At 35.7% G+C, this 26264-nt stretch carries 24 protein-coding genes; 8 read left to right on the top strand and 16 right to left on the bottom strand.

Translation table 11 applies throughout. The annotated features are described in order from the left end of the window. Window positions 1-75: 75 nt before the first annotated feature. The 5 genes from bglX to ACFS6I_RS10485 all read right to left on the bottom strand — a co-directional run bounded on the left by bglX (window position 76) and on the right by ACFS6I_RS10485 (window position 11642). Entirely contained in the window at window positions 76-2364 is a 2289-nt protein-coding gene (bglX, locus tag ACFS6I_RS10505) for a beta-glucosidase BglX (RefSeq protein ID WP_380920282.1), read from the bottom strand. A gap of 33 nt (window positions 2365-2397) precedes the next feature. Continuing rightward, entirely contained in the window at window positions 2398-3744 is a 1347-nt protein-coding gene (locus ACFS6I_RS10500) for a glucoamylase family protein (RefSeq protein WP_380920280.1), read from the bottom strand. 89 nt (window positions 3745-3833) lie between these two features. After that, the gene (locus ACFS6I_RS10495) at window positions 3834-5261 is read right to left on the bottom strand and encodes a RagB/SusD family nutrient uptake outer membrane protein (RefSeq protein ID WP_380920278.1); all 1428 of its coding nucleotides are present in this window, start codon (window positions 5259-5261) and stop codon (window positions 3834-3836) included. A 19-nt stretch (window positions 5262-5280) separates the two neighbouring features. After that, window positions 5281-8397 (bottom strand): SusC/RagA family TonB-linked outer membrane protein, encoded by a 3117-nt coding sequence (locus ACFS6I_RS10490; protein WP_380920276.1) that lies wholly within the window; start codon window positions 8395-8397, stop codon window positions 5281-5283. A gap of 359 nt (window positions 8398-8756) precedes the next feature. After that, entirely contained in the window at window positions 8757-11642 is a 2886-nt protein-coding gene (locus ACFS6I_RS10485) for a helix-turn-helix and ligand-binding sensor domain-containing protein (RefSeq protein WP_380920274.1), read from the bottom strand. 621 nt (window positions 11643-12263) lie between these two features. On the opposite strand from ACFS6I_RS10485, the gene ACFS6I_RS10480 reads away from it, so the two are divergent. After that, window positions 12264-12977 (top strand): HAD family hydrolase, encoded by a 714-nt coding sequence (locus ACFS6I_RS10480; RefSeq protein WP_380920272.1) that lies wholly within the window; start codon window positions 12264-12266, stop codon window positions 12975-12977. Window positions 12978-13149: 172 nt separating this feature from the next. Here the strand turns inward: ACFS6I_RS10480 and ACFS6I_RS10475 are convergent, their stop codons facing one another. After that, on the bottom strand, window positions 13150-13761 hold the full coding sequence (locus tag ACFS6I_RS10475; RefSeq protein WP_021188397.1) for a hypothetical protein: 612 nt from the start codon (window positions 13759-13761) through the stop codon (window positions 13150-13152). Window positions 13762-13857: 96 nt separating this feature from the next. Then, the gene (locus ACFS6I_RS10470; protein WP_132767783.1) at window positions 13858-14352 is read right to left on the bottom strand and encodes a hypothetical protein; all 495 of its coding nucleotides are present in this window, start codon (window positions 14350-14352) and stop codon (window positions 13858-13860) included. 250 nt (window positions 14353-14602) lie between these two features. Between ACFS6I_RS10470 and ACFS6I_RS10465 the strand changes: the two genes are divergently transcribed. The 3 genes from ACFS6I_RS10465 to ACFS6I_RS10455 all read left to right on the top strand — a co-directional run bounded on the left by ACFS6I_RS10465 (window position 14603) and on the right by ACFS6I_RS10455 (window position 16138). Continuing rightward, window positions 14603-14806 carry a hypothetical protein gene (locus ACFS6I_RS10465; protein WP_380920269.1) on the top strand — a complete coding sequence of 68 codons (204 nt, stop codon included), beginning with the start codon at window positions 14603-14605 and terminating at the stop codon, window positions 14804-14806. A 21-nt stretch (window positions 14807-14827) separates the two neighbouring features. Further along, window positions 14828-15496, top strand: a complete 669-nt coding sequence (locus ACFS6I_RS10460) for a DUF421 domain-containing protein (protein WP_380920267.1) — start codon at window positions 14828-14830, stop codon at window positions 15494-15496. Between the two features lie 168 nt (window positions 15497-15664). Beyond that, window positions 15665-16138, top strand: a complete 474-nt coding sequence (locus ACFS6I_RS10455) for a ferritin-like domain-containing protein (RefSeq protein WP_380920265.1) — start codon at window positions 15665-15667, stop codon at window positions 16136-16138. 107 nt (window positions 16139-16245) lie between these two features. Here the strand turns inward: ACFS6I_RS10455 and ACFS6I_RS10450 are convergent, their stop codons facing one another. Together ACFS6I_RS10450 and ACFS6I_RS10445 are read right to left on the bottom strand one after the other, a co-directional pair. Further along, entirely contained in the window at window positions 16246-17289 is a 1044-nt protein-coding gene (locus ACFS6I_RS10450) for a DNA topoisomerase IB (protein WP_380920263.1), read from the bottom strand. Between the two features lie 101 nt (window positions 17290-17390). Further along, complete coding sequence (locus ACFS6I_RS10445) at window positions 17391-17639, bottom strand: DUF7218 family protein (RefSeq protein WP_380920261.1); 249 nt, start codon at window positions 17637-17639, stop codon at window positions 17391-17393. 300 nt (window positions 17640-17939) lie between these two features. Between ACFS6I_RS10445 and ACFS6I_RS10440 the strand changes: the two genes are divergently transcribed. Beyond that, window positions 17940-18137, top strand: a complete 198-nt coding sequence (locus ACFS6I_RS10440) for a hypothetical protein (RefSeq protein WP_168126409.1) — start codon at window positions 17940-17942, stop codon at window positions 18135-18137. Between the two features lie 107 nt (window positions 18138-18244). On the opposite strand, the gene ACFS6I_RS10435 is transcribed toward ACFS6I_RS10440, so the two are convergent. Then, on the bottom strand, window positions 18245-18457 hold the full coding sequence (locus ACFS6I_RS10435; RefSeq protein WP_346588992.1) for a hypothetical protein: 213 nt from the start codon (window positions 18455-18457) through the stop codon (window positions 18245-18247). 412 nt (window positions 18458-18869) lie between these two features. On the opposite strand from ACFS6I_RS10435, the gene ACFS6I_RS10430 reads away from it, so the two are divergent. Beyond that, window positions 18870-19448: a hypothetical protein gene (locus ACFS6I_RS10430; RefSeq protein WP_380920258.1), complete on the top strand. Its 579-nt coding sequence runs from the start codon at window positions 18870-18872 to the stop codon at window positions 19446-19448. A gap of 33 nt (window positions 19449-19481) precedes the next feature. Here the strand turns inward: ACFS6I_RS10430 and ACFS6I_RS10425 are convergent, their stop codons facing one another. From ACFS6I_RS10425 to ACFS6I_RS10415, 3 genes are all read right to left on the bottom strand, one after another. Further along, window positions 19482-21368: a PAS domain-containing sensor histidine kinase gene (locus tag ACFS6I_RS10425; RefSeq protein ID WP_380920256.1), complete on the bottom strand. Its 1887-nt coding sequence runs from the start codon at window positions 21366-21368 to the stop codon at window positions 19482-19484. A 100-nt stretch (window positions 21369-21468) separates the two neighbouring features. Further along, window positions 21469-21654: a hypothetical protein gene (locus ACFS6I_RS10420; RefSeq protein WP_380920254.1), complete on the bottom strand. Its 186-nt coding sequence runs from the start codon at window positions 21652-21654 to the stop codon at window positions 21469-21471. Window positions 21655-21898: 244 nt separating this feature from the next. Continuing rightward, on the bottom strand, window positions 21899-22159 hold the full coding sequence (locus ACFS6I_RS10415; RefSeq protein ID WP_380920252.1) for a SemiSWEET transporter: 261 nt from the start codon (window positions 22157-22159) through the stop codon (window positions 21899-21901). Window positions 22160-22577: 418 nt separating this feature from the next. On the opposite strand from ACFS6I_RS10415, the gene ACFS6I_RS10410 reads away from it, so the two are divergent. After that, window positions 22578-23354 (top strand): hypothetical protein, encoded by a 777-nt coding sequence (locus tag ACFS6I_RS10410; RefSeq protein WP_380920250.1) that lies wholly within the window; start codon window positions 22578-22580, stop codon window positions 23352-23354. Window positions 23355-23383: 29 nt separating this feature from the next. Here ACFS6I_RS10410 and ACFS6I_RS10405 read toward each other — a convergent pair whose 3' ends face one another. Beyond that, window positions 23384-24106: an MBL fold metallo-hydrolase gene (locus ACFS6I_RS10405; protein WP_380920248.1), complete on the bottom strand. Its 723-nt coding sequence runs from the start codon at window positions 24104-24106 to the stop codon at window positions 23384-23386. A 238-nt stretch (window positions 24107-24344) separates the two neighbouring features. On the opposite strand from ACFS6I_RS10405, the gene ACFS6I_RS10400 reads away from it, so the two are divergent. Next, entirely contained in the window at window positions 24345-25214 is an 870-nt protein-coding gene (locus ACFS6I_RS10400) for a DMT family transporter (protein WP_315396223.1), read from the top strand. Between the two features lie 105 nt (window positions 25215-25319). On the opposite strand, the gene ACFS6I_RS10395 is transcribed toward ACFS6I_RS10400, so the two are convergent. Both ACFS6I_RS10395 and ACFS6I_RS10390 read right to left on the bottom strand, forming a co-directional pair. Beyond that, the gene (locus ACFS6I_RS10395; protein ID WP_021188379.1) at window positions 25320-25535 is read right to left on the bottom strand and encodes a hypothetical protein; all 216 of its coding nucleotides are present in this window, start codon (window positions 25533-25535) and stop codon (window positions 25320-25322) included. 57 nt (window positions 25536-25592) lie between these two features. Further along, window positions 25593-26072: a hypothetical protein gene (locus ACFS6I_RS10390; protein WP_380920246.1), complete on the bottom strand. Its 480-nt coding sequence runs from the start codon at window positions 26070-26072 to the stop codon at window positions 25593-25595. Window positions 26073-26264: the final 192 nt, after the last annotated feature.

Genomic DNA, 26264 nt, shown 5'->3' with positions numbered 1-26264 from the left:
TCGATGAAGGCTTAATAAAATAAAAAAGGAGCTATCCGGTTAAAGATAACTCCTCTAATATAAGGGGAAATTATATTATTTTAATTCAAATTTAGTTGCTAAAAGATCCTGCGAATTTTTACCGATAAATAAGGTGAAATCTCCGGGTTCAGCGACAAACTTGAGATCGTTATTATAGAATTTTAAATCTTCTTCCGAAACAGTAAAAGTTACGACTTTAGATTCTCCAGCTTTTAAGAATACTTTTTGAAAACCTTTTAATTCTTTAACAGGACGTGTAATTGAACCAACCATATCTTTGATATAAAGTTGAACAACCTCTTCACCGTCATATTTACCAGTATTACGCAACGTCACCGATGCTTGGATAGATTGTCCAGCTTTAAAAGATGACTTATCCAATTTCAGATCGGAGTAATCAAACGTCGTATAACTCAAACCATAGCCAAATGGATAAAGCGGGCTATTGATGACATCAATGTAATTAGATCTAAATTTTTGGAAAGAACCACCTTCTGCCAAAGGTCTTCCGGTACTTTTATGTCCATAATAAATAGGTAACTGACCAACATTTCTAGGGAAAGTTGCTGTTAATTTACCTGAAGGATTAACATCTCCAAATAATACCTCAGCTACGGCTGCTCCAGTTTCAGAGCCACCAAACCATGCATTTAAGATAGCAGGAACATGTTCATCTTCCCACGTTAAAGTCATCGGTCTTCCTGCAAACAAAACTAAAACAACAGGTTTTCCTGTTTTTAATAGCGCTGCTAAAAGACGTTGCTGAATAGCCGGGATACCAATCTCCGTACGGCTAGAACTTTCACCAGACATCTCCGAAGATTCACCTAAGGCTGCTACGATCAAATCTGCTTGCGCAGCTGTTTGTAGCGCTTCAGCAATAATATCCGACTCAGGTCTATTATCTCTAGGGATCGTACGTCCAAACATGGTGGCATGTTCTTGGTAAACAGCATCTTCAAGTAAATTTGAACCTAAATGTGTAACAATCTTCACTTGGTTTCCCAATACCGACTGCATACCTTCAACTAAGGAAGGAGTATTTACTAAGTCAGAGCTTACAGACCATGTACCTACCATATTCGCACGTGTATTTGCTAATGGACCTATTACAGCAACTGTACCTTTTTTCTGTAAAGGAAGAAGCTGCTTGTCATTCTTTAACAAGACAAATGATTTAGTAGCCGCTTCACGGGCAACTTTAAGATTTGCAGGCGTCAGTAACTCGGTTTTAGCACGATCTTCATTACAGTAGCGGTATGGATCCTCAAATAAACCTAATTTATATTTAGCCTCTAGAACTAAACGGCATGCGCGGTCTATATCAGCTTGAGAGACTTTTCCTTCTTTTAAAGATTTTTTTAAGGTATTTAAAAAACCTTCAGAAATCATATCCATATCCACACCTGCTTTTAACGAAAGTGCAGATACCTGTTGTAAATCTCCTAAACCATGATCCATTAGCTCTGCAATACCCGTATAATCTGTAACCACCATACCGTTAAATCCCCATTCTTTGCGAAGAACATCAGTTACTAACCATTTATTAGCTGTTGCCGGGATACCGTTGATATCATTGAAAGATGTCATAACCGTACCTGCACCAGCTTCTACAGCCGCTTTGTAAGGCGGGAAGTATTCATTGTACATGCGGTGCAGACTCATGTCTGTGGTATTATAATCTTTTCCAGACTCAGCTGCACCATATAAAGCCCAGTGCTTCACACAGGCCATCATGGTATTGATTGCTTTTAAGTCATTGCCCTGATAACCTTTAACCATAGCACTTGCAATCTGTGAGCCTAAGTAAGGATCTTCTCCGGAACCTTCCGAAATTCTTCCCCAACGGGCATCACGGGAGATGTCGACCATAGGAGAGAAGGTCCAGTTGATTCCATCTGCAGTAGCCTCTTGTGCTGCGATACGCGCTGTTTTTTCGATTAGAGGGATATCCCAGGTAGCTGAAAGACCTAATGGAATTGGAAAAGTAGTTTTATAACCATGGATGACATCTAGACCGAAGATCATCGGTATTTTAAGCCTAGTTTTGTTGACAGCAAGTTCTTGAGCAGCACGAATTTTTTTAGGTGTAGTCATAGAAAAGATTCCGCCAATTTGACCAGCAGCAATTTTTGCCTCAACTCCAGTACTGGCAGTGGCACCTGTGGTAACCTCGCCTGCAGTAACTAGATTCAGCTGGCCAATTTTTTCGTCAACTGTCATTTTTTTCATCAGTTCTGAAACAAACTTATCCATTTTAGGATCTTGTTTGTGTGCCGGCTGTGTGAATGCCAGAGTCGGAACTAATGCAACAGCGACTAATAGGGAAGTCCATTGTTTCATGTTCTAATAGTTATTTGTATGTGAATAAAATGCTTATAGATTTGGACCTTTAAAACCTAAGTTTTTCAATCCTGCTTTAACTTCGGGAGCCTGCATAAATAAATTCCAGATCAATCCAGTTCTGTAATTTTCTATCATGACAACAATAGGTCCCTGGTCAATTGCTAGATAACGCTGTGGATACCAGTTTTCTGTTTCTGAAAAAGCATCATAAAATCCATATTTACCAAAAAGCTCTGCACCTTTTTGTTCATAAAAATAGCGCATCGCTTGCAAACTCTCTTTAGGAGCATATGGAATTGATGATAGCGCTGCTGTAGGAGAAATAACACCTTTATCATTATCAGGATGATGAGCATCGTATCCCTTTACAGAATAGCTCGCGGTCAATCCCCATGAGTTTTCGCCATATCCTTTAAATTGATGCGGATTTTGTTTAGCGTATTCAATGTTAATTTTAGTGTGATTAACGTTCACTTTCCAGTAATCAGCATATTGATCCTGTAAACCTTTTGGATTTAAACCTAAGTAGGAGTAATGAGACCAGAATAGTGGACCGACAGCATTTTCTGGTGCATTGTGTTTTAACACGAGTGGAATTCCGAACTTCTCAGCACTGGATTCGATTGCACCACTTCTTGCCCAACCTTTATGGTAAGTGGAGGCAGGGATTGGATGAGTCGGTGAGCTTGCGCCCAGTACATAGCTAATTAAGCATTCATCATAACCCTGTATCGCATGATTCATACCCCAACCATGTGTTGGACTCCAGTGCCAGTACAGGACATCTTTGCCATTGCGAAAGAAATTCCAATCAATACCTTTCCAAAGTGCGTCTGCTTTTTGAGCGACTTGTTTTTGTTGGTCGTTTCCATTTTGGTAATACTCACGTAGACAGATTAAGGCCTGGGCCATAAAAGCTGTTTCTACGATATCTGCAGCATCATCCTGATTTCCGAAAACCTTCGATTTACCAGTGGGGCCATCGATCCAATGTGACCATGCACCATGGTAACGATCGGCTTTTGCTAGAAAATCGACAATGCGATCAAATCTTTTAGTCGCTTCTTCGGCAGAGATAAAACCTCGTTCCGCAGCAACAATTGTAGCCATGATGCCAAAACCAGAACCGCCGACAGTGACAACATTAAAATCATTCAGCGGATATTGGCCGTCAATATGGATCCTTTCTCTTGCCATTCCCGAATTAGGTTCCGCACCTTCCCAGAAATAGTTGAAAGTTTGCTTCTGCACCAAAGTCATTAAAGAATCATCAGAAATACTGGTCTTTTGCATGGTTTGAGGTGTTTTACACGCAGTAATGCTTGTACCAATTAAGATTAAGCCTAAGATAAGCTTGGGATTAAATTTTAATTTCATAGTAGAGTAAGTAGAGCGATGGATATTAAAGAACTGGGACTTAGTGCTAATAAGTCCCAGTTTTTGATGTTTTATTGTAAACCTGAATTTTAGTAACCCGGATTTTTCACCATATCTGGTGTTTGTGTTAATTGTTCGTAAGGAATCGGGAACAAATAATGCTTGTCAGCAAATGTTTTTCCATCCGCTTTCATAGCTTCAGGGGCTTGTTTTGTACGAACTAAATCAAACCAACGGTCATGCTCAAAAGCTAATTCTAGACGGCGTTCTTTCCAGATAGCTTTGCGTAAGTCCGCTTGATTGGTAGCTGTGGTATTAGGCAATTTAACACGCGTACGAATGGTATTAAGAGCAGTTGTTGCTTCTCCAGTGTTACCCATTTCATTAGCGGCTTCTGCTAAAATCAAATATACCTCGCCTAAACGTAAATAACGCACATTTTTATCACCATCAGCAGCACCTGCATTTGCCGATGAGTATGCTTTCTCATTGTACATTGGATTTTCAACTCCTGTTCCAACGACACGGCCATCCCATAAAGTTTCTCCACGGAAGATAATGGTCGCGTCGCGACGGATATCATCCTTTTCATCATTAAAAGCTTTTAATAGATTCTCAGATGGTGTATTGAAACCCCAGCCCCAGCCGGTAACACCGCGTGCACCCTGTACTTCAGAATATTGTTGAACACCATGTGCAATCGCTTCTCCACGCGCCTGGAATTCAAAGATCGACTCGGTACCATTCTCAGAACTTGCACGCCAAAGAACTTCATACTTCGATTCCAAACCATATTGACCGGAGTTAATCACTTCTTTCGCTAACGTATAGGCCTCATTCCAATTTTGATTGTATAAATATACTTTTGATAATAAAGCTTGAGCAGCGCCTTTTGTAGCGCGACCCAGATCTTTAGATGCATAAGCAGATTTTAGAGGCAATGCCTCAATAGCATCTTTTAAATCTTTAATGATATAAGCATAAACTTCTGCTTTAGGCGCACGGATTATTAGGTCTTGCGACTGAATAGGGACATCGCCCCAACCACGTACTAAATAGAAATAATTCAAGGCGCGTAAAAACTTAGCCTCACCGATTAATCTATTTTTATAAGTAGCATCTTCTATAGTTGATGACTCTGTCAATTCGATAGATTGCGTAGCACGCCCGATTGATTTGTACCAGTGTGACCATAATGCTCCAAAAGATCCTGAAGAACTGGTATACATTAGATTGTCGATTTCTTGCTTATCACCTCCGGGATCGGTAGGAGAAGAGCCTTTGTCCGCGTTATCAGAAAGCATATCTGTAATGGCCACATAAGAAAAAGAATAATTCCAGTCGGTAAACATACCATAAACCGCATTGACATAAGATTCGGGTGTGTAAACCTGATCTTTATCACCTTCTTCAACAATTTCTTGAGAAGGCACATCTAAAAATGCTGAATCTTTACAGGCAGACATGCTCAAACCTGCTGTTAAAATTAAGGCTATATGTAATTTGTTAAATTTCATGATTTTTAATTTTTAAAGTTTAGAATGAAACATTGACTCCGAAAATAAAATTACGTGTTGTTGGGTAAGCCGAAAGCTCAATTCCTGCCGTTTCAGAAGGAACACCCGAACCTGTACCAGTAATTTCAGGAGAGAAACCTGTATATTTTGTGAAGATAAAAGGGTTCTGTGCTGTTACGTACATTCTAATTTTAGAAGTTGAGTTGTATAATTTCGGAATGGTATAACCTAATGTTAAGTTATTGATTCTAAAATATGCTCCTGACTCTAAATAGTAACTTGAAGCTAATGCATCATGAGCTGCTCCAGGATGTGTATTGGATGTCCCTGCTCCAGTCCAGCGGTTATCAAAAGTTTCTTTTGTGATGTTTTCTCCACCATCAACACGTGTTCCTTTTAAACCATTGTAAATTTTATTTCCAGCAACGCCATAACCTTGAGCTGTGAAATCCCATTTTTTATAGTTCACACTTAGGTTTAAACCAAATGTAGAAGAGGGAAGATACGAACCATGAAAGATTTTATCGTTTTCATCGATAACACCATCTTCATTCTGATCTTTGTATTTTAAATACCCAGGTTTTGCTCCAGTTGTTGCTACACCATTAGCAATTTCAGCTTCTGTTTGCCACACCCCAACTGCTTCATACATATACCAAGCATAGATAGGTTGACCTTCTTTTAATTGTTTTGTAATTTGTCCATTATTTAAGCTTCCACCGATAGCTCCATCATATGCTGGTTTTACCTGTTTTAATGTATTTTTGTTGTAAGAATAGTTACCGCCAATACTGTAGGATAGGTTTTCATTAATTTGATCTGTCCAGTTTAAACCAATCTCAACTCCTTGGTTAGACACTTTTCCGCCATGATCAAAATACTTTTGAGAAAATGGTGAATTCAGTAAAGGTTTTACCTCTAAAATAACATTTGTATTAGACTTGTTGTAATAATCAACGTTACCACTTAAACGGTTATTCAATAAAGTAAAATCAAGTCCTAATCCCGATTCTTCAGTTACTTCCCAACCCAGATTTCGTGCCGGACTTCCATAGGCTGCTCCAAATACTAAATCCTGACCTGGACCAAAAACATAATTATAGTTATCGGATCCTGGAGAAGATAATACTTGGGAAACGTTTAAAGGTACGTTTTGATTACCTAATCGGCCCCAGTTCGCTCTTAATTTTAAGAAGTCTATGCCTGACCCTTGCATAAAGCTCTCATTGGATACTGTCCAACCCGCTCCAAAAGAAGGAAAGATATCAAAGTATTCGCCTGATGCTTTAAATTTACTTGAACCATCACGACGTACAGTTGCAGTTAAATAGTATTTTGAATCGTAATTATACTGTGCACGGGCAAAATAAGATACCAATGCGGTCGGTGTATAGTAGGTTTGTTTGATTTGCTTCGTATACGTTGATGATGCTAGATCAATATTCCAGTATTGGGATTGATTAGGCACGTCATAACCTGTTAGGTCAGACATATTTCCAATTCCAAATTTCTCTCTTGAATTACCTAAAGTAGCGTCTATATTATGCTTTCCGAAGCTTTTTTGATAGGAGACAAAATTTTCCCATACCCATCTGAATGTTTCTGTTTTAGCTATATTTAAACTGTTGTTCGCATAAGTCAAAGAAGTCGGGTTTTGTGCCTTCAAACGCTCGAATTCCGCAACTGTATTTAGAGGATCTACATTGAGATAACGGTCTCTTATATCATTAAAGCCTCTGTTTTGCGAAAAGTATTTAGTAACTCCTAAGCGAGAAGTGAATTTCAAATCGCTGGTGATTTGATATTCCGCTTGAAGTCCACCTTGGATGCTCAAGTTTTTATTATACTGTTGCTGCATTTTGTTTTCATACACCGGGTTACCGGTGTCGTTTAACTTTCCACCAACTTGACCAGCTCCAACGATATAGGTTGCTTCACCAGTTGTTTTATTGTAAATAGGTCTTCCGTAGCGTCCGTTTTCATACATAACAGGAACTAAGGGTGACTGACGGTATGCCGCATCGAAAGCACTTAATGGCTTAGTACGATCGTTGGCAAAAGAAATATTTAGAGTCTGGCTTAGTTTTAATTTATTATCAAAGAATTTGTAGGTATTATTATTACGGATTGTGTTGCGGACATATTGGGATCCTTCCGTAATTCCTTTTTCTGTAAAATTGTTATAACTAAAGAAATAATCTACTGCATCTGAACCTCCAGATAAGCTAACGACGTTATTGGTCACTATGCCAGTCTGTAACAATTCATCATACCAATCGGTATTGTTTTTTTGATCTGAAGCTAAAAATCCTGTTTTTGTACCAATACCTTTTAAATTCTCATTAAAATGAGTGACATATTCATTAGCATCGGCCATTTTAACACGGTTGAGAATGCCTTTAGCACCAACATACCCATCATAAGTTATTTGAGCACGTCCTGCCTTACCTTTTTTAGTCGTTACTAGGATTACACCATTAGCAGCTCTTAAACCGTAGATAGAAGCGGAAGAGGCATCTTTAAGGATATCAATCGACACAATATCCGCTGAGTTGATATTGGTGATATTATCAACAGGGAAACCGTCGACAATATATAAAGGTTCACGACCGCCAGATGCCGTACCAAGACCACGGATAATTACTGTAGGAGCAGAGCCCGGAGCTTCATTCGCAATAATGTTAACACCAGATATTTTCCCCTGTACAGATTGAACAGCATTCAGTGCCGGTTGTTTTACAATATCACTTGAAGTAACACGTCCTATCGAACCTGTTAGATCTACTTTCTTAGCGGTACCGTAACCAATAACCACGATTTCATCTAAAGCTGTATTTTGTTCTTCTAAATTGACTTGTACATTGTTCTGTTGACCAATTACGACTTCTTTTCCATCATAACCGATATAGCGGAAAATTAAAACCTGATTGGGGTCTGCTGTAATTTTAAATTCTCCATTTGCGTCAGATTGCGTAGCAACGCTAGTTCCTTTAACCGCAATGGTTACTCCAGAAAGTACAGCGTTTGAAGATTTAGCTGTAATTTTTCCAGTGATCACTTTTCCACTCTGTGCATAAACTGACACATTAAATTGGCAAAATGCTGGGAGTAATAGTAATGTAAATAACTTCCTCATAGGTGTGACTTTTGTGTTATTTTAATTTATCAATTCCAATTAATCTGAATGTTTGTTAACAAAATTTAACCCTTTCATTAAATTTTGATACAGCAAAGATGTGATGTAGTATGCGAAATGTATAATTTAACACTTATACATTAATACATCACCATTTGAGATAATGGTAAAATCACAATTTGTATAAATAAGTTAGTTGATGGTCAGGTTGTTAAAGTAAGTGATATATTACTTTATTTAATACTAAGTGTTTAAAGCACACTATAGTGCGTGAGAGGTAATGATGTAGTGTTTTAGTGTCTTTTAATAACAAAATGATCTCATGTCGTAGATAGGGATCCACGATCTAGGGCATTTTCCTAGCTAATATTCATTAAAAAATCAGTTAAATTCTGTTCAGTTGTTATATTCAATTTTTTACGTAATCGGTAACGTCTAATCTCAACACCACGTGTGGTTATATTTAATAAGCTGGCAATTTCTTTACTGCTCATGTTCAACCTCAGATAGGCACATAGTTTTAAATCATTAGGCATTAATTCGGGAAATTGATGCTTTAACTTTTTAAAGAAATTCTCATGAGTTTCATTAAAACTCTGTTCAAACAGATGCCAGTCCATATTATCTTCATAAGCATTTTTAAGGATCTTGGCCACTTTTTGTAATTGCTCAGGCTGCAGTTTATTTCCATTTTCGTCCTTCAACTGTAATAATTCGTGATTCAGTGCATTTAATAATTCATTCTTTTGCACAATATTCATCGTAGCATTAGTCAGTTCCTTATTCTTATTATATAATTCCTGTTCCAGTTGCTTATTTTTAATTTCGATCAAGTGTTGCTGTGCTCGGATTGCTTCCTGCTTTAAAAGTTCTTCTTGTTTAAGCAAATAAGCCTTTTTTACCTGTTTCTCATGTTTAATTAGCTTTTTGTTGTACCATTTCCGGACTTCTTTTATTGCTAAAACCAGTAATATTAAATACCCTAGATAAGCATACCAGGTTCTGTACCAGGGAGGTAGGATTTCGATTTCAACTTTTGTTTCCTTGGTGATAAATCCGTTTGGCAGTTTTGCACGAACTGTAAATACATACTGACCAACTGCCAGATTCGTAAACTCTTTGTAGGGCAGTTTAGACCATTCAGACCATTCCTCTTGCGTGTTTGTCAATTTAAATTGATATTGAACAGGAGTTTCAGTGTAAAAAGGTAAAGCATAAGATATTTGTATACTGTTGTTTTTGTATTTTATATCAACTATTTCTTCATTTTTATTAAAAATTATACTATCTGTAGAGAAAAGAGATCTGATATTCCTGATGAGGGGAGCTGGTACATTATTGGGCTTAAAATTATCCCTTCCCAAATTGAGCAAAGAGAAGCCATTATCAATACTGATCAAGTACTGATTCGGATTGAGTGCCGAAATGTTTTCATAATATTTCATCATATTATCTTCTAGAGAAGCCAATTTGATGGAATCAACCCGAATTTGCCCTCCTTGTAATAAATCGACTAAAGCAATTCTGGTTTTATTAATAAACCAATAGCTATTATTTCCTGCTGGTATAATCTTATTTGCTTTGGAGAATGTGCCCAATTTATTGTTTAATTGATGATAGGGCGTAAATTTATCAATGAGTTCGTCGTAAACATATAGTCCGCTATCTGTCGTAAAAACATTGATTGCGGCCAATTTGTAAACACCTAAATAACCCGATTTGGGTAAACCATTCTTTTGTGCATAAGGTTTAATCTGTTTAATAACACTAAAATCATCTGAAAATTTAAGTAGATTCAGTTCATTGTAACCTGCCGCCCAAACCGAATTTTTACTTTGTGTTTCTAATAATTGTACGCCAGATCTGAAATTAGGATATTGCGTCTGATAAGTTAATGCATTAGGTAAACTATTAAATAGGGACACACCTGTATAATTTCCCTGTAATACATATGGTGCATGAGGGGAAAGCAGTTTGATAACCCAACCACCTGTTTTTGGTGATAATAAGGACATCGCTGTACCTTGAATTTGAAAGGTACCTGTATTATGTCCACATACCAATACGTTATTGATTACTTCTAGATTCCATACTTGGCCCTGAGAGCCATGGATCATCTTAAAGTCTATAGGCTGATATTTTTTGTTCGGATTCCATGAAGTATAAAATAGACCTTGGTTAGTCCCTAAATAAAGATATCCTTGGTAAATTTTTGCAGAATAGATGGTGCCAAGTTTTCCTGAGTTATCCGAATAATAGTAGAGATCAGCATTAATCGCAATGCGGTCAATACCATTGTCCAGACCAGACCATATATTTGACTGTTTATCTACTGTTAAACTAAGAACGGTATTATTTTGCAAACCAACACTTTTATTAATATGCTGAACAAAAGATCCATTTTCATCAAGAATGTAGATACCGTTTAAGATCGTTCCAAATACGTAATAATGGTTGAGTAGCTTGATCCCATTGTTGATCTGTACATTTTTTAATTCTTCATTGATGTCATTTTTCCAGGGCGTTATTTCTCCAGATTTGCTCATTAAAAATAATCCGCCTTTAGCTGTTCCAATTAAGAATGACACTGCATCAAAAGGTAGAATACTTAAAATGTTATGTCCCTTTAACTGCTCTTTACCCGAAACAGGAATGAGCTTATTATTTTTTAGTTCATGAAGTCCACTCGGTATTTTTTCTACGAAAATTCTCTTATTGGCTTGAAATGCAAATAGAAAAGGCTCTCCATCTTCAGTAATAGTTTTGATCTTGTCATTTTCATAAATATAGATCGTAGAGAAAGATTGGAAGATAATCCGATGGTCTTGAATGATTATTTTCCAGATCTCATCATTAAGATCTTTAAGTAAGCGCTTACTTATGGAATGGTAGGTTAAACGACCATTATTATTTTTCAGCCAATAGCCAAATTCTGATTGGCCTCCCGTATAGATTTTCCCATCTGGATGTACCTGTGCAACACGGACGATACCTTTATTAGGATGAGGATAGAGATTCCAGTATGCGCCATCATACTCTAATAAACCATCAGAATTAGCGGCGTAAATTAGACCATTCTGATCGACACTCAAGCCCCAGTTTTGATTGCCGGCTTTGTAAGTAGATTTTGTAAATTGCTGTACCCAAGGGCTAGCGAGATATTGAATATCATTGGCCTTGCTTTCACCAAAGAAGATCCCGAAGATTATAAAAAAAAGAAAAAATATTTTAAATAAAAATTTCATGCACAAAATTATGTTTGCCTTAGCAATAATTCTACCATGCTAAAAAGACGAAAGTGTCTCTGAGCGTATTTATGTAATAGAAATTGAAAGAATTATTCCCTAGACAAATTTAACAATAAATTTAGCTGTATGAGTCATTATAAAGTATTAAGATGTCTATTCAGCAATTCCTTAAGGATCTAAACACACCGTTTTCGAAACTTTTAGCTACTCATGATCGTGTTTAAAAATAATTAATAAAAATTTAACATAAATTTTGTTTAGTTTTAATGAACAAAGTTTAGTTTTGTTAAACACATGGAAATGTGAGACCGTATGTGAAGGTAGATTGTTGTGTAACAGAGCTCATGTAAGTTCATAAATAAATGTATGAAAGGAAAATAAAGGCTATAATTTAACTTGTTTTAGATTAGAACCTTTTCCTAAAAGGTTTGTTTTACATCCTCTTGATAGGATAACGCCTGTAAATTCTGAGATAAGGAATACGGACATGCTTTGTTGGCAAAGGCGGAAATTAATTCCGATTGAGTTTTTAAGATAGCCGAAATAGGCATAAAGGCCTCATACAGCCTATATAGATTGATTAAAATAAATAATAGCATAATAACACAATAGAAAGATATGGAAAGTAAAATTAAGATGGTCGTATTTGATATGGCGGGAACAACTGTTAATGAAGATAACATCGTTTATAAAACACTTAGAAATGCAATCAATAGCGTTGGTGGTTTTGATCTTAGTTTAGAAGAAGTTTTAGAGCATGGTGCAGGTAAAGAAAAGTTGGAAGCTATAAAAACTATCTTGAAAAATAGTTTAGATTTAGAAAATGATCAATTGGCAACAGAGATTTTTCAATTGTTTCTTGTGCAGCTTAAAAGTGCTTATGAAGTGGAAACCATTTATCCATGTACTAATGCGGCAGCACTTTTCATAAAGTTAAAAGATATGGGTATTTTAAGAGTACTTAATACTGGGTATGATCGATTGACAGCAGAATCATTATTGAAAAAACTGAATTGGGAAGTAGGTATAGACATTGATCTTCTCATTACTGCTTCGGATGTTGAACATAATCGACCAGAACCAGATATGATTCAATTAGCAATGGCGAAGATGGGTATTACCGATGCTTCAAGAGTTGCAAAAATTGGCGATTCAACGATTGACATTCAAGAAGGACAAAATGCAGGCTGTGGATTGAGCATAGGTATCACCACAGGAGCACATACCGCTGTACAATTGGCTACTGCTAATCCGGATCAGGTTATTAGTGATCTGTTGGATATCCTATCTGTAATTGAAAACTATAGTAAGAACAGTACCGCAGTATCATAAAAAAACTGATGCTGTGATTTTTAGAAATGAAGATCACAGCATCTTTATTCATAACGAGGGTTTATGTTAATGATTATGCAGTCTTTAATATGCCTGATTAACGTATGATCCTTAAAAAGGAAAGAAGCAGAAGTATTTTGAATATTTGTAAATCAAAGCATCTAATTTGTAATTACACTTCTTTAACATCATTAGCAAAACCTTTAATAAGGGCCTTCCATTGCGGATAAGATGCCCCCAAAACCGCACCAAGTCCTACCATAAAGTTTCGGACATTATCGATGATATGCGTATTTTCGGTATTTAAAACCTCATTTCGTCCAGCATACTGAAACAATAAACTATTATTTCTTTGCTCAACAATCAAAGTCGAAGTCGCTATTCCCTCAAAAAAATGTGCTGTTTCTTTATTTTCAGGATCAGTAGGATCTGGACATGGCTTTAGACTGACTGATAGGATTTTAAATTCGGCCATTTCCTTAGATTCCATATGCACAACGTTAACCCAGTCATAACCTTTTGTTCGGGGTAATCCAGGTCCTGGAATATCAATTTTGATGTAATCGTGTAACTGAAGTGGACGATGCAATTCGAGACCATTGTTGTCAACAAGCTTAAATACCGCCGCAGGAAGTTCTGCAATTTTGTGCCATTCATTGACCGCCAATAGGTTGTAGGATGCTATAATAAAAGCCTCGCTGGCAATTTCAGTGCTTGTAAACTCAACTGTTTCAAAACAGTCAAGTTTATTGCCTTCTTTCTGGGTTGGAATAATATTCTTCATCTTTTTAATAGAATAACAATTAAAAATGAACTTATGTTCATGTGAATCAATAGATTTACTTGGGTTGAGGAACTATCTGATTTTGTAATTTCTCCATTATGTAGAAGTATAATAGACCCAACCCTGCAAATTTTCATATGCATCTGCCTGCTTCAGATCGATTAAAATATTACTATCCATAAATAAGAGGCGTTTTGTGTCCGTATTTAAATCGTAGATAGGATAGAAGATGGCATTCTCATTTGGAAGTTCTACATTACTCTGTAAAGCAGTATAACCCTCTGCAAGTAAATTGTCAATAAGTGTTGGAGTAATTGCGTTAAGGTATCGCATCATCTTACCAATCCATTTCTTTTCGTTTTCTTCATTGCCAGGGTAGTGTTCAGTTGTAAAATCTAAGATTAATTTTTCGCCTTCTTTATCCAATCCATCTCTGATCATGCGCAATCCCATGCACCTCGTTTCTTCCTGATAATAATCATGTCCATACTCAAATTGAATATCACCTGCAATGGGGCTATCTTCAATTTTTGCTCGAAGTGCCATCTGGCGATTCAGCAGTTCATGTACATATGCATAAGTCTCATCCATAGTGATTTGATTTAAAGCTATAACGTATTGATGATGTCACCACCAAAAGAACAATTCTGAAAGACTAAAAGTTTGTTTAAGAATACTTTAGGATAAGTAGAAGGATACGTAAAGCACGTTTAAAGTATATTTTTGAAGCATTAATCAGGTATACTGTCGTTAATTTCAGGTATTTGTTACGGTAATTAAAATACAAACTTTTGACATAGCACCACGTTATATCATTACAATAAACTAAATGAATACGATTATGGCTACTAAAAATGAAAATGCAAAAGTCGGTATTGTTGATAAGGACAAGCAACCGAAGAAAAAGAAAACAATTACCTCAGTTGTAGATAAGAGAAATAAAAAGCAGGAAGGTGACGGGGAAGCCGGCGTTGATCCTCAAAATGATCAATTGAATGATATGCCAGAGCCAGATACATTTCCTCGTGAGCAGGTAAAACTTTAGTGCTGAGGACGTATGTTTGAAATGAAAAAGATAATTTGGGAAGGCGCTGAATGGGATTTCCTTTTAGAAATTGTGGGACGCTCAGTCATCATGTTTATCCTGATATTGGTGATTCTTAGGCTTTCAGGAAAAAAAGGTGTAAGGCAATTAACGCTTTTCGAGGTGGCGATTATTCTGAGCCTCGGATCTGCGGCTGGAGATCCCATGTTTCAAGAAGAATTACCCGTTATTTATGCCTTTGTTGTATTATTTTCGGTTATCATTATCTATAAATTTATAACTTGGTTATCATCAAAATCGGTGTTTATCAATAAGATTTTAGAAGGGGAAGCGATGGTAGTTGTGAGGGATGGAATGTTTGATTTAAAACATGAACATGATGGTGACTTTTCAAAAATGGAATTCTTTTCCGAACTACGTAATCAGTCGGTGGAACACTTAGGTCAAGTGAGAATGGCCCTATTAGAAATTGATGGTTCGATGAGTATTTTATTTTATCCAGAAGATGAGGTGAAGTATGGTCTTCCTTTATTTCCAGATGATTATAAAAAGGTTGAATCCTTTCAGCTATATGACTTTCACGCCTGCATGTATTGTGGTTTTATCGAACAACTGCATGATAGAGAATCAAAATGTCCACGATGTAGACATACAGAATGGAGTAAAGCAATCAACACAAAACGAAATTAATCTGTTCTTTAAAATCATCATGCATGCTTCAGTACTTCCCCTAAGGGTTATAAATACGATTTAAATGTTCTAAATACCCGAAATGATTATGATTTAAACTATTTCTGCCTTGAGGTTGTTTTCTAGATAAATCAAGAGTTTTAAATTTATATTTCAAAAAATAGAGCTATGGAAAACAGAGCAAATGATCCGGCAATTATCAATGATCTAATAAAAATTAACAACGATAGGATAGCTGGATATAGAGAAGCATTAGATCTAGCACATAGTATGCGGATCGATGATCTAGGTGGTATATTTGCCAAATATATCCTGCAGTCAGAACAGTTTATTACCGAGCTTACTCCATATGTCACGCTTGAAGGTGAACAACCTACAGACAGTACGATGTTGAGCGGTAAACTTTTTAGACTTTGGATGAATATAAAAGTTAATATTTCGGGAAATGATCGTAAAAGTCTATTGGAAAGCTGTGAAAAAGGAGAAGATGCTTTTAAAGCTACCTACAAGAAGACCCTTGAAGAAGATCGGGAGGCTTTATCCATCCATGTGGTCAGCTTAATTGAAAATCAATTAAGTAAACAATTGGTTGCGCACGACCAGATTAAATTGTTACGAGATACCATTACCGATACGATTTAATTATATCAAGCGTTTAGTATAAAAAATCATTTCAATATTGAGGTTAACAGGGAAAAGGGGCAATTGCCCCTTTTTTCATAGTTTGCACGATGATCAAATGTAATAGGTTATTTTTCACAACGTGATCTGATAAATTTCAGCAGCGCCTTTTCGGTCGCACTATCTGTGTTTTGCACCATTTTCCGTTTAAGTTTTAATAATTCATTTTTTAAATCACCATCTACATACTGTTTCTGCAATTCCGGATGAATATAATAGTTCCTTGTAACTGATCTGGTATTGCCGAGTTGTTTAGCGACATGATCAAGGATGGTGACCAGTACTTTTTTACGTTCAGAAATAAGTTCGCCATAAGGCTCATTAGCCATCATCATAAAGGCAAGCGTGCAACCTGCCCATGTACGGAAATCTTTACAGGTATAATCTTCTTGCATCGCTTGTTTTAAATAGCGGTTCAGATCTCCTGAATCAAGCCGTTGAATAGCACCATCATGATCGTAATATTGAAAAAGCTCCTGACCGGGGATTTCTTTGACGTTTTTAAGCATTTTAGCTATTTTTGCTTCCTTGATATAAACCTGCTGAAGTACGCCTTTTTTCCCTTTAAATTTAAAAAAGATTTCATTTTTGTCAATTTTGACATGTCTGTTTTTTAATGTGGTGAGCCCATATGAGCCGTAGTTATGTTCATAGGATTTGTTTCCTGCACGTATGTAAGTTGCATTCATGGTAGAAATTGCGATCGCACAGACTTTTTCTTTGGATAATTTCTTTTTCCGTAGATCTTTCCGCAATTGTGTGCGGAGTAATTTCATCTTATTTGCAAAGCCCAGTAACCGATCAAATTTTTTGACATTGCGTATGGTTGACCAGTCCATATGATAAATATATTGCTTCCTACCACGCTTATCAATACCTGTTGCCTGTATATGACCATTTTTAAATTTGCATATCCAGACATTTTCCCATGCTGGTGGAATCACAAGAGAAGCTATCCGCTTTAAGGTATTTTTATTTTTGATAGGCTTGTTCTTGGATAGATAAGTGAATTTGCCTTTTGTGTATGTGCGGCAATAACCAGGTTCCGTATCTGTAACGTAACGTAGATTTAGAGCGACAGATGGGTGAGATGAAGGTGTTAATGTTTTCATGTGCTCCAAATTCGTGAAGGAAATGTTTTGTTAATATTTAATTCCGCCGCCACATGTAATATGTGGAAGAAATTATTTTGATTAATTGAAATAAATTTAATTTAATGGTTCCTAATAGTCTTTATCAGTTCATCTTTTTTCATTGAATGCCTACCGACTATGCCAATTCTTTTTGCTTCTGCAAGTAGATCCGATTTTGTCCTCGAATCCAAGTCAGTAGCTTCTCCGCCTTTCTTGCTGGCATCCGGAGAATTTGCAATTCGTGCGGATTTTTCTTTACTCATTCCTTTCTTGCGTAATGCTTCATATTGAGCATCGTCTTTAATCTGTTTTCCGTGATCTTTTGCCATTGTTTTACATTTTAAAGTTTACATTACTCTCTTCTTAGTTGAGATTTCCCAAAGTAAGAACGGCTTGAAACGAACAATGTTTAAGAAGACGCTTCGAATGCGTAGTATTTGAAAAAAACAGGTATTTTCTTACTCTTCTGGACAGAAAGTTATCATTTTATAAATCAGGTATTTTGACTTGTATTATCACGTATATACAATGACTTCGTACCGAATTATACCTGTTTTAAAATATTTTATTAACCACCTTTATTTCACTTTGTTTTATAATAGTATTTCCGTTATAACTTTTAAATAAATATGAAAAACCTGATTGTACTTTTATTTATTCCGGTCCTGTCATTTTTAGGCTTAGTGATTAATCTGCTTATTGCTATGCTAACCCGAATCAGACTAAGAGCATATTCATTTTTTAAATCAGAAGACAAGGGTAAGAAAAATTTCATTACTGCAGTCCTGATTAATGGAATTTACAATAGCGACACGATCTTTATTTAACAATCTGCCATTAAGAATGCATCGTATTTTGATTATTATCATATTAATGAACCATTTAGGTAAATTTCAAATTATTGATAAAAAATTAGAGTGAAGCTGGTAGATGATCACGTATCGTGATCATCCATAAGTTTTGCGATATTATGATCAGCCTCCTTTTTTGCAAAATGTTCTCGCGCAAGCTTTAGTCCTATTGCAATAGCCGTTCCTTCACTGGCGCCTTCTTTTAATAGCGCATTCGCAATTTCTACAGCTTTATCACGAATTTCAACGGGCTGGTTCTTATAGGACGGTGGATAATCATTGTTGTACCAGGGCATAAATTCTCCTTTCTAGTAGTAAAATAAACAATATCAAAGCAATGAGTTCCAAAAAGTCGGTGACTCACTAAAATCTTTTGAGAACTGTAATTGTATAACAAATAGGCGCTTATAAAGTTGATTCTTATATTCTAGATAAAAAAGAAATTATAAATTTTCTTCAAAAACCGAATAAAAAAGCAAACAACTTGAATTACAGATTTGTTCTATAATAACAACAAACTACTATGAAGTAAAATTTTTTATTTACCTAATCCTACATGTTATGCGATTCACTTCCTTATCCCGACCCTTACTTCTAGATCTAAAGTGCAGAGGATATAACTTATTGACGTCCTATAATTCTCTTGATTTATCTAATTCGACATGGCAACCTCTCCGGGTTCACAATGTACACGAATATCTTCTACAAATGAATTTTAATGGAAGTAATACTTATCTAAAAAAGCCGACCATTCTCGTAATAGATCAGGTTTTAAAACACATAGATGATAATAAATTTGGTGGAGAAGTATTTGTAGAAGATGATCATTCGCAACGTTTGCAGCAGAAATGTAGACTATATGATCTTCGTTATCATTTCAAAGCCAATCCAGAAATTTACGATTTTTCATTCGATCCACAACGGCTACTGATCCGGAATCATGCCTTACGTACGGGTGACCACGACATTTATTTTAAATACCTAGAGATGTACTATCAGGAGCATGTGACTTATGAAAGGCGAGATATAGAAGAACTGACCGGAACGCTAATGTGTCTGGATGCAAATCAAGCTGAAAAATGGTTTAAAAAGCATCATGTAACCGTTATGGAATCAGATATTTGGATATGCGACGAAGATTCTATTCTGAAAGTACTTGCTGTGAAAGAGCATGACCATCATTGGGGAATTTTAGATGATACAGAGGAAATGATCTATAATCTAATTAACCCCCAAGAACTCTTGTTATTACGTGATATTTTCTGGATAGATCCCAGAATAATTTAATGACTAGTTGGACGTTTCTATTTATGTTTATTCCTAGCTAGGGATTGGATCACCGATCTCATCAAGTGAAAAGTAGAAGGTCGTTCCAGATCCTTTCTCGCTTTCTACTTCAATTGCTGAATCATGATAACGCAGGATCTCAGAAACAATGTAAAGCCCGATGCCGAACCCTGATATGTGTGCAATTTCTTCATTATCAACTCTGTAGAATCGGTTAAATAACTTTTCTTGATCTTCTTTAGCAATTCCGATACCTTCGTCACTAACAAACAATTTAACTTTCCCGTCTTTTTTCTCACAACCAATCGTGATGGTGCCACCGGCAGGTGAATATTTTATTGCATTTGAAATCAAATTGGTAAAGACCTGTGCTATTTTATCAGGATCTGCAAAAATTGTAATTGGTTCTGCGCAGGCAAACTTAATTTTATGCTTAGATATCATCAATTGCGCTTCCTCTCGTACTTCCTCAAATAAAGATAGAAGCGTTATGGACTCCTTATTTATTTGCAATTGATCTTCTTCAATCCTGGCGAGGCTGAGGAAATCCCGTATCATGGCAATCATTTTTTTAGATTGGGTTTCAATTTTGTTACTCATCTGTTTACCCAGATCATTTTTATTGTCCTGATAATTTTTCTGCATGATCTGAGTAAATAATAAAATGGAGGTAAGCGGAGTCTTCAGCTCATGGCTTACCATGGAGATAAAATCATTTTTCCTCCTTTCTTCCTGTTTTTTTTCAGAAATATCTCTAGCAATTTTTGAAACTCCTATTATTTGACCAGTAATATCCCTAATGGGTGATATGGTTAGAGACACGTCCAGCAGCTGTCCCGTTTTGGATTGCCGAATAGTCTCAAAATGCTTTAATGATTCACCAGCTCGTAATTTTGCAAGGATATGATCCTCTTCACTTTTGCGGTTTTCAGGAATTAACTTCAAAATAGGCTGACCGATTATTTCACCAGCTTTGAACCCAAATAATTCTTCTGCTGCAGCGTTCCAGCTTGTTACGATGCCTTCTAAAGTTTTACTGACAATGGCGTCATTGGAAGAATTAACAATTGCCGCCAGTTCAGCATTTTTAGTTTCCGAATTTTTAAGTTCAGTAATATCAAGTACCGAACCAATAATTCTATGCATCTTATTTGTATTATCCATATAGGTAGCTCCTTGAACGCGTATCCATATCGTACTATTTTTATCGCTCTTTAATACCCTGCATACAAAATCAAAGTGTGAATTGGAACTGCTTTCTTTTAGCTTTTGTATTATAAGGTTAACGTTATTTTGATCCTCTGGGTGAAGGAGCTCTAAAATGTGGTGGTAGTCAAGGTCATTGAGGCGTAGTCCAAGAATTTTTTCGGTTTGTTTAGAAATATAGAGTTTGTTTTCTTCAAAATCCCAGTCCCAAGCACCCAGATCAGTGGCCTCAATGGCTAGTCTAAGGCGTTCTTCACTTTCTTCCAGTAAAGTCATGAGCTTATTTTTTCTTTTTTCCTCTTCAACCAGTTGCGTTACATCTTTTGTAAAACAGCGGGAATGTATAAACTTTCCATCTTTGAAAAGTACATTTGAACTGATTACAACATACTTAATAGAACCATTTTTACATTTCAATCTTGCAGGAAAATCCCGTATGGTTTCTTTGGCGGTAAGGCGGTTAAGAATTTCTTCGATTACTGCTGCATCCTTATGGAAATCACTGATCGGATGGCCAATATATTCTTCTTTGTCATAACCCAATAGATCTAATTCTGCTTGGTTTGCCCAAATAATAATCCCGATCTCATCCACCCAATGTAATGGGACAGAACCATTTTCAATAAAGTCGGAGAGTTCAGCAACGCGATTTCTAAGTTCATTATTTTCCTTTTCCAGAATTGCTAAATTATCAGATATATCAATCTTATTCATGCTGTACGTCTCTTTTTGTATTTAAAGATAAAGAATAACTGCATAATTATTGTACTAATAGTCATATAAATTAGCAATTAAGGAAGTTTTTGGAATTGCATTAAGCTTCGTCCTTGGTGTTTTTAACCAAGCCTATTCCAGAGAAGAAAAAGATTAGTCCAATAATTCCGACTACGATTAGCGTCGTATAGGCCGTACTCTTATTAACCAATTCATAGCCCGTATAAATCATTCCTATAACACCTAATAGCGTCAGTATGGTTCCGAAAATTCGTTTTACATTCATCTTTTTTTATTATAAGTGATTTTTTTTGAAATTTTATCTTACCAACATCATACTTCCACCCAGAATAGTAAACTGTTATGGATAGCAATTAAGGTTACCCTTATTCGGTTGTTAGTCATGGTTTTGTTTCGTATTGGTTTTGATGCATTTCTTATACAACAACTGATAAAGCAAAAGGTTCGAGTTTTAAAGATTAGTAAAAAAGTAAATAGGTAATAAGGAGAGAAGATCCTAGTTGCTATACTTATTTGTCCTTAAATCTCAGGTAATAACTCAGTAAAAACAAATTGACTATGACAGCAAAAGCGTTTGAAAAAATAATCGGTAATTCATTCTTTATTATCCCATACCAAACCCATAAGGATAAGCCCGTTATCAGGATGATGATCATGGGCAAAGAAAGGTCTTCAACGGTTTTTTCCTTTATCACTTTTAAAAGCTGAGGCAACATGGATATTGATGTTAAAATTCCGGCAGTGATTCCGATTATATTTTCTATGATCATAATTTTTATTTTTATAAAGTGCGTGAATATCCATTTTCTTTATGTTCGCTTTCGTATTTGTACCGTATGTTGAAATTAAATACGGGTTTTAGGACGCATTGTTGAAAATAAGAAGTAATAGTTATTAATTTTGATATTCGGTTCATCACCGTGCTATTAATTTGGTATATAAAAGGGTCTCAGCTTTGAACAGGCTGTGACCCTATTTTTTTGCGAAACTATCTTGCTATAGAAATATGATGGTTTTCAAAAAGATTAGTTCTTTTATCACTTTAGAACCTTTTTAGGGTCATAAAAGTTCGATGAAGTTGAAATAAATTGGCAAAAAGAAGCTTTGATCCCATGAGGTGTAAATTTTAACACATGAACGGCAAACGAGTACGCTGTTTAATTGTTATTGAATTATAATCAACATACTATGAAAAATATTACCCTTGTGATTACTAATCTTGTGGCTTTATTAACTACGATCGTTATTAATTACTTATCAAATACCGGTTTCATAAATGGAAGAACAATGAAAACTGTTTCCGATCACTATCATAACTTTTTTACTCCCGCGTCGTTTGCTTTCTCTATCTGGGGACTGATTTATTTGCTTTTGATTGGTTTTGTTACGTATTCATTTTTCATATTGAAAGCAAAGAAAGAGAGCCAAATTATAGATCGGGTAGGAGCATGGTTTACGGTTTCATGCCTGTTAAATAGTTTATGGGTTATTGCTTGGTTGACAGATTATATCGGAATTTCTGTATTATTGATGATTTTGTTACTGCTAACGTTATTGAAGATTGTTATGAATGTTAGCGTGGCACTGACTAATCCTCCATTTCGTATTGTCGCATTCGTTTGGTGGCCATTCTCGCTATATGCAGGGTGGATATCTGTTGCATTAATCGCAAACATAGCCGCTTATCTCGTTAAAATCGATTGGAATGGATGGAATATTTCACCGGTATACTGGACAATTATCATGGTAATTTTAGCGGGTATTGTTAATGTTTTTATGACTTGGAAGCGTAATATGCGCGAATATGCTTTAGTAGGAGTATGGGCATTAATAGCTGTAGCGGTTGCCAATAGAGATAACGGAACAGCTATCTTCCTTGTTAGCATGGGTACTGCAGCAGTTATTGCTACAAGTTGCTTGATTCATGGCATCAAAAACTTTCGCGGTTTTGGAAATGAAATTTAAATAGCAGCGTTAAATGGTCAGCTTAAATTTTAGAACTGTAAGATAGCTCTTTTCATGTCGTGATACAGAAGCACTTTCCAATGTTCCGCTTTTGCAAGTTTTTCCCATTCAGTACGTTGCTCCATAGCTTTCTTACCATCGAAATCGCTCTTAAATGCAATTGGATATTTTAAATAGCCTGCTGTTGGAAGGTTATCAGCACCGTAGAAGGCAATGCTTTCTTTGTCGCGAATTAAAAACACCTGATGAAAGGGCGTATGGCCGCCTGTCACTTCAAAAGAAATTTCTGAACATATAACACCTTTATCTTCGTCCATCCATACAATGGTGCCATTTTCGGTAATAAAATCCAAAATGTCAAAATCAAAAGAGGGATTATTGGTCTTACTTTTAGCAAAAAGATATTCTCTTTTCTGCATATAAATCTTTGCATCAGGAAAATTCAGAAACCATTCATTTCCTTGTGTATTGACTAAGCCAGCAATATGGTCTTTATGGAGATGTGACAATAAAATAGTTGTAATACATGAAGGATTAAAACCGAGGACTAGTAGGTTATTAAGTATTACGGGAGATCCTTTATGATATCTTCCTAGCCCTGCATCCAGCAAAACAACATGATCCTCAACCTCAATTAGAAAAGGCTGGACAGCCATTTTAAGGCCTGTCGCGCTTGTTAATTCTTCCAAAGGAGTAAATACCTTGTTTTTGTCGACGCAGAAGTCACCATCTTTTAATACATGAATTTTCATATAACAGCAAAATAGTTTTATTCAGGGATATTAGCAAGCAGAGAAATACAATATCTTACTTATGTTTAATAAAAAATAGTTATTTTTGAATTAATCATGAATAGAAAAAGTAGCCTTCCTCCTCCAATAGCGTAATGTCCTAGTAAAATAGATTGACATACTTTCGGCTAATAGGCCGTGTGCATCATTATGTCAAAAATTTAGATATTAACTATAAAAAAGAAATACGCTCATTTTCATGAAAAAATCATATTTACGCTTACACATTGCTGTTATATTAGCCGGGTTTACGGGAGTTTTCGGTAAACTAATATCCTTAAACGAGGGTTTATTAGTGTGGTACCGAGTGCTTTTATCAGCAATTATATTGTTCTTTGTTTTAAAGTTCTTTAAAAAAGATATCAAGCAGTCCATGCCCGAAAAACTTACTGTAAGTTCTGTAGGCATGTTGATTACCATCCATTGGATATTTTTCTATGCCAGTATAAAATATGCAAACATATCAATCGGAGTGGTCTGTTACTGTTTGACAAGCTTATTTACAGCAATTTTCGAACCTCTGATCAACAAAAAACCTTTTTCAGTCCCACAGCTTTTATTAAGTTGCCTAACTTTATTAGGCATCAGTTTAATATTTCATTTTGATTCATCTTATCAGCTTGGGATATGGCTTGGAGTTATATCAGCCGCATTTGCAGCATTGTATACTGTATTTAATGAGCGGTTGGTAAAAAAGCATGATAGCATCGTCATCAATTACTATCAAATGGTAGGAGGGACAATCGGTTTGGGAATACTATTACCATTTTATCTCTATTTTTTTCCAGTGACAACGTTGCTTCCTTCTACAACAGATCTACTCTACCTATTATTGCTAGCCGCTTTTTGTACCGTCACGTTGTATGTCCTGTTTGCGGAAGTTTTACGGGTAATACCTGCCTTTACGGTTAATTTAAGCTTCAATTTAGAACCTATTTATTCCATAATCTTAGCTTTTATATTTTTTAATGAGGGTAAAGAGGTCAATGCTTCGTTTTATTTAGGTTGTGCTTTTGTTATGTTATCTGTTATCTTACAGAGTGTATTTTCAAAACCAAAGCAGGTCTAAATGTAAAAGCCGATTGCAATTGTTGCAATCGGCTCTATTTTTGTGTTTTAGATTATTTTGTAACCTTTTGTGTGTCGGGCTATTCAGCCCAGTAAAGGCAACAACTTATTCCTGTATTCTTTTGATGGCGTCTGAAATATCAAGTTCAACGTTGTTGTCATCAAAAAATGCATCTGCTACATCAGCGGAAGAAATCATAAAATATTTTTCATTTTTAGAATTAATAAAAGTTGTTTTCACCACATTAGCTCCATCTATCAGCAGATTTTCACTAAATGTAGGAGTAAGGTCGTAAGTGTCTTCGTTTAAAATATACAACATCGCTATAATTTTTAAGTTTACTAGAATAATAAAAAGACTTTTCCAACATGAAGTTGCTTATGATCCTGTATGTGGCAATTTAATGTTTATCCACACCGGATATGGGAATTCTAATACATCAAGCGGTAATATATGATGGAGTATCAGGTCATCCTTTGCTAAGTAGTTATCTACATCATCTTCAGCAGGGATTGCTACAACCTTAAAAATGGCATCTTTATCTGTCGAATTAATATCCGATTGCAGTAGGCGTACATTATAATCGATCAGCCATCTCGCCAATTCATCCTTTCCGAATCTTTTGAGATATAATAACTCCTTATCATAATTTAAGAGCTCTTCCTCTTCCTTATCAGGAAAAAAAGTATTGAGGAATTTAGCGTAAAGCGATTTATCCTTATTTCGTAATGTGTAATTTTTAATAATTAATCGTTGCGGACTATAATCAAAGCTAAAAGTTTTAGGTTGTTCTAGAGCCTCATAATACTCCTGATAGTTGATAAGTCGACCTTCCAAATTCATTTTTTCCTCTTCCATATATGTATTATTTTATAATTGTCATCTATAAAACAAATAGGACAAGAAGTGGTTTGCTTTTTTCTTATCAATTTTTCTTATATATTATTATTCTTAATAATACTTCGCTTTCAAAAGTTATTTGAAGACGAAGTATTAAATTTTTTATAACGAGATTTTTACCTAATATCTTCTTTTTTATACGCGTTCTAT

The sequence above is a fragment of the Sphingobacterium anhuiense genome (assembly GCF_042686355.1).
Taxonomy (GTDB): domain Bacteria; phylum Bacteroidota; class Bacteroidia; order Sphingobacteriales; family Sphingobacteriaceae; genus Sphingobacterium; species Sphingobacterium anhuiense.
Note: the sequence above shows the minus strand (reverse complement) of the source record. Positions and strands in the feature narration are given on the sequence as shown.